Below are 11484 nucleotides of genomic sequence, written 5' to 3' on the forward strand. Positions count from 1 at the left end.
CCACGCCACCGAGCAGTCACCGCAGCTGCCGGCCGCGCTCGGCGGCCACGGCACCCGGCTGCGGGCGTCATCGGCCTCGCTGAGGGGTGCGGTCAGGAGCGGAGCGCGGCCACGGTGGCCACGAGTCCCTCGTTGCTCAGGGCGGTGAGTACCTGGTCGACGTCCATCGGGGGTCTGCTGAAGTTGCCGGCGATCTTCTGCACGAGGGCGAACACGACCTTGGGGTTCAGGTCGACCATGGCGTGCAGGAAGTCATCGGCGCTGCTGGCCTCGATGTCCCAGCCGGCCAGACGCTCGGCAGGAAAGTCCTTGAGGTTGTTGGTCACGATCGTCTGAGCCCCGACCTTGATCGCGGCGGCCAGGACGTGCCGGTCATCGGGGTCGGGCAGGTCGAGGGCGTCGATCAGCGGCTCATAGCCGGTGACCAGCACGTCCCGGATGGCGTCGTTCATGAGGACGCGGGTGCGGTCGAGGCGGGCAGGGTCGAGGTCGGGCCGGTTTCTCTTCAGGTTCCGGAAGACCTCATCGAGGATCTGCTCGGTCCAGCGGGCCCGCACCAGGCCGGCCCGGGCGACCTCAATCAGCAGGTTCCGCTGGAGGGAGGGGTAGAGCACGTTGGCGTCGTAGACGACTACGAAAGCCACGTGATGCCTTCCGGTCGAGGTGCCTGAGCCAGGCGCAGGATCAGATCATCTCCTGGGTGAGCGCGTGCAGCTCATCGGCGGCGGCGCTGCGCCGTCGGTCGTCGGCGCGCATGTACTTCATCAGCGAGGCGGCCTTGATCCGCCTGTGGGTGCCCACCTTGCGGAAGTCGATGTCACCCCGCTCGAGCAGCCCGATCAGGTACGGGCGGCTCACGTTGAGCATGTCCGCGGCCTGCTGGGTGGTCAGCTCAGCCTGCGAGGGAACGATCGACACACCCTGACCGGAGGCCATGTGCGCCAGCACTTGGGCGAGCAGCTCGACGGCTGAGCGGGGCACGGTGAGGGAGTCCCCGTGCTCGTCGTCGACGACCAGGTGGACGACCTCAGGGCCGGGGTGTGTGGCCAGGAAGTCCTTGACGTGCGGCAGTGCCGCGACGGCGGCAGTGATGTCACCGTCATCGGGCATGACCGGGCGGTCCAGCAGTGACGTCATGGCGATCTCCTGATCAGTCAGCGGACGAGGGGCCTCCCGTCCCGCTACGTCCCATCAAACGCAGCAAACGAAGCAACCGCAACAGTTATCGGCGGCTGAGGCTGTGGTGTGACCCGACCGGATGACAAGCTCGATCGCTGTGCGGGCGCAGCGAGGTGATGAGCTCCTGCAGCTTCTAGCGTCGGTGAGTGCCCTACCCGCCGCGGCCGCAGCTGCGGCCCTTGCCGGAGTTCGCCGGTACCCGGGACGCCGCCCACCCGCTGCTACAGGTTCGGCTGGAGACCTTCATCGTCGCCTCCTACCGGGATGGACGCTCGCTGCGCGAGATCGCCGAGCTGGTCGACCGGTCCCAGACCGCGGTCCGCAAGGCCCTGGACAAACATCAGGTGCCCCGCCGGCCAGCAGGCGCACGCCCGGTGGCAGACCAGTAGAGGTGTCCCCGCCGGTCCTGCAGCTGAGAACCCCGGGCCGCCCGATTCAAGAACTCCGGTCAACAGCCGATCCAAAAAGAACAGCGGGGCCACTCGGGGGGCGTCGCTTCAATCGGTGCGGTGGGCAACAACAGCTCGGTTATCGCAGCGGCGTTCTGGCGGTCTCAGGCGACCGATGCCCGCAAAGGCTCCCGACTGAAGGCGGGTGGAGACACCGGCGCAGCCCCGCGGAAGGCCAGACCACCGACCTCAACACCCCGGCGGCGCCGGAGACCGCCACAGACAGCACCACCGAGGACGCCGGACCCGGCGCCTCCGACTCCAGGGGAGGCCACGGATGAGCAAGGACAAGACCACGAAGGACGACAAGCCGGCGGACGAGGACGGCGCCAAGGGCGGCAAGAAGAAGCTGCTCATCATCGGGCTGGTCGCCGTCCTGGCGATCGGTGCCGCGGTGTACTTCTTTGTCTTCAGCGGGAGCGGTGAGGCCGAGGCCGAGCCCGCGCCGGAGGCCGGCACCGTGGTGCTCGCCGTCGAGCCGGTGGCGATCAACCTGGCCGGCGGCAGCTACCTGAAGCTGGGCTTCACGCTGCAGATGTCGGCGGCCTATGACCTGAACGCCGGTGGCGGGCACGGCGGTGGCGGCAAGCCGGACGGCTCGAAGGCGTTGGACATCGCGATCTCGCAGTTCTCCGGCGTGACCCTGACCGACGTGCAGGCCAACCGCGAGGCGATGAAGGCCCACTTCGAGGAGGCCGTCATCGAGGCCTACCACGGGGATGTCTACGAGCTCTGGTACACGGAGTACGTCACTCAGTGAAAGGACCCCTAGCCGTCCCGCCCAAGCTGATGCGCCGCACCTGAAGCATCGCGCCTGGCAGTCCACCCCGCGCCTCTCACGAGGGGCTGTCCCGTACCAGCCGGTGCCGGCTCCCCGGCGCCGGCTGGTCGGCGGTGGGGTCTTCATCTACTGCCTCGACCTGGAGGAGCGAAAGGATGCATCCGTCGGGGGTGGCTGGTTACCGAGGGCTCGCGTCAGCCCTAGCCACTTCCGATTCATGGAAGTATCTTCTCACTTATGAGAAGTAAGTCTCCGTCGCTGATGCCGATCTTCCGGTCGCAGCAACAGGCGGAGCTGCTGACTCAGCTGCATCTGCACCCAGACGCCCAGTACGCCCTCAGCGAGCTGGCGCAGGCGGCACGAGTTCCGCTGAGTACCGCGCACCGGGAGATGGCTCGCCTGGTCGACACTGGCCTGGTCGTCAGCCGCAGTGTCGGCCGCACCCGTCTCTACCAGGCCGACGCCGGTCATCCCGCCGCCCGTGCACTGACCGAGCTGCTGACTCTCACCTTCGGCCCGGCCCAGGTGATCGGCGAGGAGTTCGTCGAGCTGCCTGAGGTGGACTCGGTGCTGCTGTTCGGGTCCTGGGCAGCTCGGTACGCCGGGCAGGACGGCCCACCGCCGGCTGATATCGACGTTCTGATCATCGGCACCCCGCACCGCGCGGCGGTCTACGCCGCCGCCGACCGGGCCGCCGCGCGTCTGCGGCTCCCGGTGAACCCGGCGCTGCGGACACCGGACCAGTGGCGGGCCGCTGAAGACGCACTCGTCGACCAGGTGCACCGCTCCAGCTACTTGACGGTCATCCAGCGCGCCGCCAACCCATCCTCGGAGGCGGCGGCACCGCCGCTGACGGGGATCGGTGAACGGCGATGACCAGCTGGGCCAAGGGCGCAGCGGAGGTCGAGCAGCTCATCGCCGACCGGGAGCTGCAGCGGGCGCCCGGCGCGCAGCTGGCCGCGCAGGCGACCTTGGATCGAGCGCGCCAGCTGCTTACGTCGGCCGGCACGTTGCTGGAGACCGATCCGGGTACCGCCTTCATAATCGCCTACGACGCCGCCCGTCAGGCCGGGGCTGCTGTGCTCGCCCAGCAGGGTCTGCGGGCCACTCACGAAGGTGGCCACATCGTGGTCGAACGCGCACTGCGCGCGCAGTTCGAACCGGGATTCACCGACTTCGGCTACCTGCGCCGTCGCCGCCACGAGTTGGAGTACCCCGGACCCACGGGGCCGGAGATCACCAGTGTCGATGAAGCCCGCCAGGCGCTGACCGATGCCACCGCCATGGTCGAGGCCATTGCCCAGCTGCTGCCTGCACTCGACATCTTCTGAGCTGGCGCGCCTGAGCATGGGGGCGGGTCTGTCGTGCGGAGGCAGGCCGAAGTAGTTGGCCGGCGTTACCGACCTGTGACAACTATCTAGCTTCGTAGTATCGTCTTGCCCGGTCCGAGTGAGCCACGACCTCGCCCCGAGGTCCTCACCCGGACCCCGTCGAACTGCCACCGCTCGCGGTGGCGGACCGGGGACCCATCGTTCCCCTGGGGTGAATCTCGACCGGCCACCGTGCCGCCGCGAGTAGGGCTGTCTCCGGCCCGAACCCGTCAGCTAACTCGGTAGACGGTGAGGGAGAACGGAGCCCGTCGCGTTGGCGACATCGCACGACGTCTTGCACGACCCTGCCCGTCATCGGCCCCACCCGGGCCGGCCCCGCTGGCGCACCCCAGCGCTCGCATCAGCCCTGTCCGTGAGCGCGGCGTTATTGCTGGCTCTCACCGGCCCCGCGGCCCAGGCGGCACCCGGAGCGCCGGCCGCAGCGAGCCAGCCCGAGCTCGCCGCGGCCGAGGCCGCGCTGCGCGACGTCGAGGAGTCCGTGGCGGCAGCCGAGGAGAACCTGCAGCAGCTCACCGTGGAAGCCGAAGCTGTCGCCGACCAGAGCCTGGTCGCCCAGGCCGAGCTGGTCACCGCCCGGCAGCAAGCCGACGCCCGCGTCGCGGAGCTGACCGCTGCCGCCGCGGCCGTCGACCGGGCCCGAGCCGACGTCGCGGCCCTGGGCCGGCGGAGCTACATGGGCGCGGATGCCTATGGCGCTGCCTCGGCGTTCCTCGGCGCGGCCAGCCCCGATGAGGTGCTCGATCGGGCCGCCACCCTAGACCACCTCGGGGAGGCCCGGGCCGAGCAGCTCCAGCAGCTCGAGGTCGTCCAGGTCCAGCAGCAGGCAGCGACCGAGGCGGCCAAGGCCGCGGTGGACGCCCGCGATGCGGCCGCCCAGGCCGCCGCGGAGGCCGAGCGGGTCGCCAACGACAAGCTCGCGGCCGCGCAGCAGACCTACGACGCCGCCGTGGGGGAGAGGGCCGCGCTGGAGCAGCAGCTGCAGCAGGCCCGGGAGCGGCTGGCCACCCTCGCCCGTGAAGCGGCAGCCGCAGCAGCTGCCGAGCAGGACCGCAGCGCCGCAGTCGCGGCCGCAGCAGCTGCCGAGCGGGCCGGTAGCGCCTCGATCCCCGCCGCACCTGGGACGGCCAGCGGGGCCACCGCACCGGCCGAACGGGGCAACCAGGCGGCCTCCCGTGGAAGCGAGCGGAGCGCCGCCGGCACCGGCATCCCGACCACCGGCCGGGTCACCTCCTGCTACGGCACCCGCTCGGGGACCATGCACAACGGCATGGACATCGCCGCCCCGATCGGCACCCCCATCTACGCCCCCGCCGATGGCGTGGTGCTCCAGGCCGGTCCCGCGTCGGGCTTCGGGTTGGCCGTCTACCTGCAGCACGCCGATGGCTCGATCACCCTCTACGGCCACATCGACAGCTACTCCGTCGCCGCCGGCCAGCGGGTGACCGCGGGGCAGCAGATCGCCGCCGTCGGCAACAAGGGCCAGTCCACCGGCGCCCACCTGCACTTTGAGGTGCACCAGGGCGGGCTGTACGTCAACCGCACCAACCCCGTTCCGTGGCTCACCGCCCGCGGCCTGTCGATGGGCGGTGGCTGCGGCTGACCACCCAGCGGGGCCATGGACAGCTGAACCGGTGGCCCCGCCGGGTGATCGGTACTGACGTATCGCCGTGCCCACCCCCCGCCGGCGCGCCGTGAGCGTTTGCAGCGCAGGTGGCCCGTGGCCGAGGAGATAACCCCAGGCCACGGGCCGCCAGCGGCAGGGGGCCCCGGCAGCTGATCAGCAGGCCGGCCGCCAGCTGCCTGACCGGACCGGGTGCTCCAGCTCAGCACCGGCCGCCCATCGAGACCCCGCGGGCGGCCAGCCAGGAGATGGGGTCCACCGCACCGGTGTGCAGACCAGCGGTGTTGACCTGGAAGTGCAGATGCGGACCGGTGGACTGCCCCTTGTTGCCCACCTCGGCGATCACCGTGCCGGCCGACACCCGCTGCCCGGCAGTCACGAAGTAGTCGTTGATGTGCCCATAGACCGACACTGACCCGTCATCGTGCTGCAGGTAGACCGCCAGCCCGTACCCGCTGGCCTCCCCGGCGCGGACCACCCGGCCGGCGGCGGCGGCATAGATCGGGGTGCCGATCGGGGCGGCGATGTCCACGCCGTTGTGCATGACCCCCCAGCGCATCTCGAAGCACGTCGTGAACCGGCCACCGGTCGGGGCCACGCCGCCGCCGGTCACCGGCCGCGGTGCGGGAGCATCGGCGATGTCCGGGGCCGGAGCTGGCTTGGGCCCGGCGGCCGGCTCCGCTGGCTTGGCAGCCGGGGTGCCCGCCTTGACCTGGGGCGTGGTCTGCGCCGCTTGCTTGGACGGCGAGGTGGCCTGTGCTGCCGCCCTGGCCGTGGCGGCGGCCTGCGCCGCCGCCTTGGCGGCCGCGGCGGCCTGAGCCTCAGCCTCGGCCTTCTCCCGCGCCTGCTGCTGCTGCCACGCCTGGTAGGCGTTGCGCTGCCCCTGCAAAGACAGGAGACGGACCTGAGCTTCCTGCAGCTGCGTCTCGATGGTGGCGCGCTGAGCGGCGAGGGCGTCGGCGGCGGCCTGGAAGACCGCGACCTGCTCATCGGCCGCCGCCTTGGCAGCCGAAGCCTGCTCGGCGGCCTGGGCTCGATCGGCGACCGCCGCCCGTGCCCGGGTGTCGGCGTCGACGTGGGCGGTCTCGGCGATCCGCAGGCTCTCCAGCGTGGCGGTGCGCTGATCGGCCAGCAGACGCAGCGTGGCGGCTCCCTCCAGCAGCTGGTCCGGCCCGGTGGCGCTGAGCAGCGCGGCGATGCCGCTGAGGTCCCCGCTGGACATGTACCGCTCCCGCCCCACGGTGGCCACGTCGGCCCGGGCCAGGGTCACCGCCTGCTGCGCGGCCCGCAGCTCGGCCGCGGTCACCACCGCCTGCTCTTCAGCGGCCTCCAGCTCTCCCTGGGCGATGCGGTCGGCCTCGCTGACCGCCTCGGCCTGGACCATCACCCGCTCGAGGTCGCTCTCCGCGCCGGACAGCAGCCCGGCCAGGCGGCCCACCTCGGCGGCGGCCTGCTCCTGACTGGACTGAGCTGCGCTCAGGTCCGCGTCGCTGGGGTTGCTCGGTGCGGCCTGAGCCGAGGCGGCCAGGGGACCGAAGGAGACCGCGGCCACGGCCAGAACGAGCCCCACCGTCCACAGCCTGACCGGCCGCTGCAGGGCGCGGCCGCGACCGGGGCGCACTCCTGCCGGTGAGACGACGCTCCGCTCGGACCGCTGTTGCGGCCGGTCAGCAGCCCTCTGGCGAGGGAGGTTGCTGAACCCACCGCGGCGAAGGTGTCCGGTGCACATCGGCTGTCGTCCTCACATCCCATTGCTACTACTGGTCGTAGTTGCAACGGCAGTAAGGGTGTTCGTCTTGAGGGGGAGAGGCCGCTGTTCAGAGAAGGGCTCGCGGGAAGTGAGTGGATCAGGTGACCGCGCACAGCACGATGTTGAAGCCCAGCCACGTGGTCGCCGCGGGAAGAAGCAGCGCCCCGGTCGCCATCGCCAAGGTCCCCGGCCAGCGGAGAAGATGGCTCATGCGCCACGGGTCGGTGGTTTCCAGCCGGCTGATGCGCAGCTCGGTCAGGCGGGAGGCCATGGCCAGCCCGAAGGGGAGGACCGGCTGTCCGGTCATCCGGCGCAGCGCGACCTGAACGGCCTCGGGCCCGCACCGCCGCGCTGCGTGGGCATCGGCGGCGAGCTCCACCAGGTCCCGAATGGCGGCCGGCGCTGCGCGCAGCAGGGGGCACCAGGGGAGGGCGGCGGCCAGTGTCTCAGCGATCGTCACCAAAGCGTGGTGGTGGCCCCGTAGGTGTGCACGCTCATGCTCCAGCGTCGCTGCGACTGCCTCCGGTGGCAACTGCGCCCGCAGCCCATCCGAGGCGATGATCACCCCGGGACGACCGCTGATGGACATGGCCATCGCCCGGTGGTCAGCGACCCACAGCGGCTCACCGGCCGAGGAGCTCGAGGCCAGCAGTCGCAGCTGCTGTACATGCGGGGCGTGCCGCCGGACCGACCGCACGCGCTTCAGCACCGCTCTGCCCAGGCGCACCACGATGGTCGCGGCCATGATCAGGCTGATGCCGGCGACCGTCTGCTGCCAGGCAGGCACGGTGCCCGTGGTGACCGCGGTCCAGCAGCCCCCCACCAGTTGGATGAGCCCACTGGCCTCGTGCTGGTCCATCGGCAGGGCGAGCAGGCCGATCATGGCCAGGGTCGAGGCGACCAGCCCGACAGACAACAGCGACCAGCCCACCAGCAGGATCGTGGGATCCACCCGCCGCTCAGCCAGCCACAGCAGCGACCGGTGCCCGTAGAGACCCAGAGCGGTTCCGGCGGCCAGAACAGCGAGCATGCCGATCATGAGGTCGCTGCCCGCCGCTCGAGCGCCTCACGCAACACCAAGGACTCCTCATCGGAGGCCGTCTCGGCGAAGTGCAGCAGCACCGACCGGGGATCGTCTGAAGCGTCCAGGATCTCCCGCAGCGAGGCCGCCGCCGCACCCTGGCGCGTCACGGTCGGGCGGTAGCTGAACGCCCGACCCACCGGCTCCCGCTCCACCAAGCCCTTGCGCAGCAGGTTCCCCAGCACGGTCATCACGGTGGTGTAGGCCAGACTGCGTTGCGGCGGCATCTTCGCCAGCACCTCGCGCACGGTCAGCGGGGCGTCGGTGGACCACAAGACGTCCATCACGGCGGCCTCGAGCTTGCCCAAGTGAGGCATGGCCGCTCCTCACTTCTCCTGGGTCAACACGGTCCGGCAGCGCTGCGCGAGGCCACAGTGTGGCCTGCGGGTTCATCTGGATGAGTCGTCATCGTATGAGCTGCACCCGCTCAGCACCCCACGACCAGAAGCACCAGAGGCTTCGAGGACCACCTCATCTGCCCCACCAGCATCAACTATCCGACACGCATAGGACAGCGGGATGGTCCGGTGATCACCGCCCTATCTTCAGCGGCGCCGGGACGAGTTGTCGTCACCCACGAGGGGACCTCGGTCCGGCGCCGCCGAACCTCAGCCCACCGTTGAGGACCGGGGACCCACCGCAGTCCTGGGGTCAATCGTGCCCGCCCACGCCGGGTGGCACGACGGGCGACTTCCCGCCCGAACCCGTCAGCTAACTCGGTATGCGGCCACGGAAGACAGGAGGGCGCCCCCGTGGCGACCACGCACCCCTACCGGTTCCGCCGGGCTGCCGGAGCGCGCCCGGCCACCGCGCTCGCGCTCCTCACGGTGCTCACCGCCACAGGCGTGGCCCTGACCCCCGCCGGGGCCAGCGCCGCCCCGGGTGAGGCCGCGACCGGGGAGCAGGCGGCCCAGCTGGCCGCCGACAGCGGCCACCAGCTGGAGGTGCTCACCGAGGAGTACAACGACGCCCGGGAGACCCTCGCTCAGCAGCAGGCCGCCGCCGCTGACGCCGCCGCCGCACGGGCGGCCGCCGACGCGCAGCTGGCCGCCCTGCAGGACCAGATCGCCGCCGTCGCGCACACCGCGTTCACCGGGGACGGGTTGGGCCCGCTGCAGGCCTTCATGACCAGCGGGTCCGCCGATGAGTTCCTCGAGCGGGTCGCCACCCTCGACTCCGTCGCCGGCTACCACAACGACGTCTTGGCCCAGGTCGCCGAGTCACGCGCGTCCGCCGAGCGCGCCGGTGCCGCCGCCGCGCAGGCCACCGCCGCGGCAGAGCAGCAGCTGGCGGCCGTCCAAGGGCAGCAGGAGCAGCTGCAGACCGAGATCGCTGATTACAAGGCCCAGTACGCCGCCCTCACCGCCGCCGAGCAGGAGCAGGCCAACGCCGCCCACGGCGGGCCGGCTCTGCAAGCACCGGCCGCTGGCTCGGTGCAGGCCGGCAGCGACGCCGCCCAGGTCATCATCGACACCGCCATGGCCCAGGTCGGGGACCCCTACGTTTGGGCCGCCGGGGGGCCGGACGCCTTCGACTGCTCGGGGTTGACCCAGTACGCCTTCGCCGCGGCCGGGATCTCCCTGCCGCACTCCAGCAAGGCCCAGGCCGCCTTGGGGCGCCCGGTGTCCCGGGCCGAGCTGCAGCCCGGTGACCTCGTCTACTTTTTCAGCCCGGTCAGCCACATCGGCATCTACATCGGTGGCGGCAAAATGGTCCACGCCCGGACGTTCGGCGAGCCGGTCAACGTCGGCAGTGTGGATATGTCCGGTTATGCCGGGGCGCGCCGCATCCTGCCCTGACCAGCACCTCACCGACCTTATTACCGCCTTGCCGCAATGCCGCCATGCCGCCATGCCGCAATGTCGCAATGCCGCAAGTACTCGAGCAGCCCTTCGAGCAGGAGCCCAGTACTACCTGAGGTAGTAACCTGTGGGATGTGCTGGGACGAGTGGGGACGATGCGGGCAGCTCGACTGCTGGTGTTGCTGACCCTCGCGGCGGTCTTCGCCATGCACGGGCTGCAATGCATCAGCGCCGACCCCGGCGGCACCCACCCCGCCGACCACGGCGCCATGTCCTCCGCGGACTCCGCGGCCCTCGTGGCGTCAGGGGTGTCCATGGCGCCAGCGGTGTCCATGGCAACCAATGCCGCGGTCCCAGGCCACACCGCCGCGGTCGCGTCCGCCGGTCCAGCCCACGGCGCGCCGGCGGCGGCAGCCACCGGCGCGACAGGCTCGTCCAGTCCCGAATCAGGACATGGCTGGGCGCACGCCCTCGCGGTGTGCCTGGCGGTACTACTAGCCGGACTGGCCGGCCTGGCCGTGCTGGCGGCGGCACTCCTGCTCAAGAGAGCAACACCGATCGGCAGCCGGGAAGTCTTGCTGGCCCGCGCCCGATCCTGGTGGGCCGCGATCCAGCTCCCTAGACCACCCGACCTCGCCTCCCTCTGTCTCCTCCGGATTTAGGCCGAACCACCGACCCGGCCGCTCCCGCGACCACCGGGTCAGTCGTCCACCACCAGATCCCACCCACAGGAGAAGCAATGACCCGCACCACCCTTCGCCGCGCCCGCCTCACTGCTGGCCTCATCGCCGGCGTCGTCGTCCTCGCCGGCTGCTCCAATGGCTCCGATGACAGCACCGCAGCTGGTGGCAGCTCCGCCAGCTCCGCCGCAGGCAGTGCATCGGCGAGTGCGTCGGCTGAGTTCAACGACGCCGACGTGGCCTTCGTCCAGGGGATGCTCCCGCACCACGAGGGTGCCCTGGAGATGGCCCAGCTGGCCGAGGGCCGCGCGCAGGACCCCCGCGTCCTGGATCTGGCCAGCCGGATCGAAGCCGCCCAGGAGCCGGAGATCGAGACCATGACCGGCTGGCTGCAGGCATGGGGGCAGCCTGAGTCCGGCGGCATGGGCGGCATGGACCACGGCGCCATGGGCGGCATGGACATGGACATGTCCGGCCTGGAGGCCGCCTCCGGGACCGAGTTCGACCGGATGTTCCTGAAGATGATGAGCGAGCACCACCAGCAGGCGGTCGACATGGCCAAGACCGAGATCTCCGACGGCGAGAACGCCGACGCCATCGCCCTGGCCGAGGAGATCTCCACCTCCCAGGCCGCCGAGATCGAGGAGATGCAGACCATCCTCTCCGAGCTCGGAAGCTGACGACGCGATCCGGTGGCGGCCCGGTGTTACACCGGGCTGCCACCGGATCCGCCCCGCAGGGGCAGTAGCT

12 protein-coding genes and 2 riboswitches are annotated in these 11484 nt (G+C 71.0%); of the genes, 7 read left to right on the forward strand and 5 right to left on the reverse strand.

What is annotated here, in order from left to right:
• Positions 1 to 92: 92 nt before the first annotated feature.
• Both ACGBYP_RS21105 and ACGBYP_RS21110 read right to left on the reverse strand, forming a co-directional pair.
• A complete protein-coding gene (locus ACGBYP_RS21105) occupies positions 93 to 644 on the reverse strand; it encodes a PIN domain-containing protein (protein WP_411587371.1) in 552 nt (183 codons plus the stop codon).
• Between the two features lie 40 nt (positions 645 to 684).
• The gene (locus tag ACGBYP_RS21110) at positions 685 to 1137 is read right to left on the reverse strand and encodes a helix-turn-helix domain-containing protein (RefSeq protein WP_411587374.1); all 453 of its coding nucleotides are present in this window, start codon (positions 1135 to 1137) and stop codon (positions 685 to 687) included.
• 188 nt (positions 1138 to 1325) lie between these two features.
• On the opposite strand from ACGBYP_RS21110, the gene ACGBYP_RS21115 reads away from it, so the two are divergent.
• From ACGBYP_RS21115 to ACGBYP_RS21135, 5 genes are all read left to right on the forward strand, one after another.
• Entirely contained in the window at positions 1326 to 1568 is a 243-nt protein-coding gene (locus tag ACGBYP_RS21115) for a helix-turn-helix domain containing protein (RefSeq protein WP_411587376.1), read from the forward strand.
• Between the two features lie 337 nt (positions 1569 to 1905).
• Entirely contained in the window at positions 1906 to 2388 is a 483-nt protein-coding gene (fliL, locus tag ACGBYP_RS21120) for a flagellar basal body-associated protein FliL (RefSeq protein WP_411587378.1), read from the forward strand.
• Between the two features lie 282 nt (positions 2389 to 2670).
• Positions 2671 to 3285 (forward strand): winged helix-turn-helix domain-containing protein, encoded by a 615-nt coding sequence (locus tag ACGBYP_RS21125; protein WP_411587381.1) that lies wholly within the window; start codon positions 2671 to 2673, stop codon positions 3283 to 3285.
• Positions 3282 to 3740 (forward strand): hypothetical protein, encoded by a 459-nt coding sequence (locus ACGBYP_RS21130; protein ID WP_411587382.1) that lies wholly within the window; start codon positions 3282 to 3284, stop codon positions 3738 to 3740. The genes ACGBYP_RS21125 and ACGBYP_RS21130 overlap by 4 nt, the downstream gene beginning before the upstream one ends.
• 147 nt (positions 3741 to 3887) lie before the next feature.
• Positions 3888 to 4042: riboswitch (cyclic di-AMP (ydaO/yuaA leader) on the forward strand.
• Between the two features lie 110 nt (positions 4043 to 4152).
• Positions 4153 to 5400 carry a M23 family metallopeptidase gene (locus ACGBYP_RS21135; protein ID WP_411587384.1) on the forward strand — a complete coding sequence of 416 codons (1248 nt, stop codon included), beginning with the start codon at positions 4153 to 4155 and terminating at the stop codon, positions 5398 to 5400.
• A gap of 223 nt (positions 5401 to 5623) precedes the next feature.
• Here the strand turns inward: ACGBYP_RS21135 and ACGBYP_RS21140 are convergent, their stop codons facing one another.
• The 3 genes from ACGBYP_RS21140 to ACGBYP_RS21150 all read right to left on the reverse strand — a co-directional run bounded on the left by ACGBYP_RS21140 (position 5624) and on the right by ACGBYP_RS21150 (position 8569).
• Positions 5624 to 6991, reverse strand: coding sequence for a peptidoglycan DD-metalloendopeptidase family protein (locus ACGBYP_RS21140; protein WP_411587385.1), 1368 nt, complete (start codon positions 6989 to 6991; stop codon positions 5624 to 5626).
• A 277-nt stretch (positions 6992 to 7268) separates the two neighbouring features.
• Positions 7269 to 8210: a M56 family metallopeptidase gene (locus ACGBYP_RS21145; RefSeq protein ID WP_411587387.1), complete on the reverse strand. Its 942-nt coding sequence runs from the start codon at positions 8208 to 8210 to the stop codon at positions 7269 to 7271.
• Positions 8207 to 8569 (reverse strand): BlaI/MecI/CopY family transcriptional regulator, encoded by a 363-nt coding sequence (locus ACGBYP_RS21150; protein ID WP_411587388.1) that lies wholly within the window; start codon positions 8567 to 8569, stop codon positions 8207 to 8209. Before ACGBYP_RS21150 ends, ACGBYP_RS21145 begins: the two co-directional genes overlap by 4 nt.
• A 272-nt stretch (positions 8570 to 8841) precedes the next feature.
• Positions 8842 to 8993: riboswitch (cyclic di-AMP (ydaO/yuaA leader) on the forward strand.
• An 11-nt stretch (positions 8994 to 9004) separates the two neighbouring features.
• Between ACGBYP_RS21150 and ACGBYP_RS21155 the strand changes: the two genes are divergently transcribed.
• Complete coding sequence (locus ACGBYP_RS21155) at positions 9005 to 10051, forward strand: C40 family peptidase (RefSeq protein ID WP_411587389.1); 1047 nt, start codon at positions 9005 to 9007, stop codon at positions 10049 to 10051.
• Positions 10052 to 10793: 742 nt separating this feature from the next.
• On the forward strand, positions 10794 to 11414 hold the full coding sequence (locus tag ACGBYP_RS21160; protein WP_411587391.1) for a DUF305 domain-containing protein: 621 nt from the start codon (positions 10794 to 10796) through the stop codon (positions 11412 to 11414).
• Positions 11415 to 11484: the final 70 nt, after the last annotated feature.

The organism is Modestobacter sp. SSW1-42, from assembly GCF_046635825.1.
GTDB lineage: Bacteria > Actinomycetota > Actinomycetes > Mycobacteriales > Geodermatophilaceae > Modestobacter.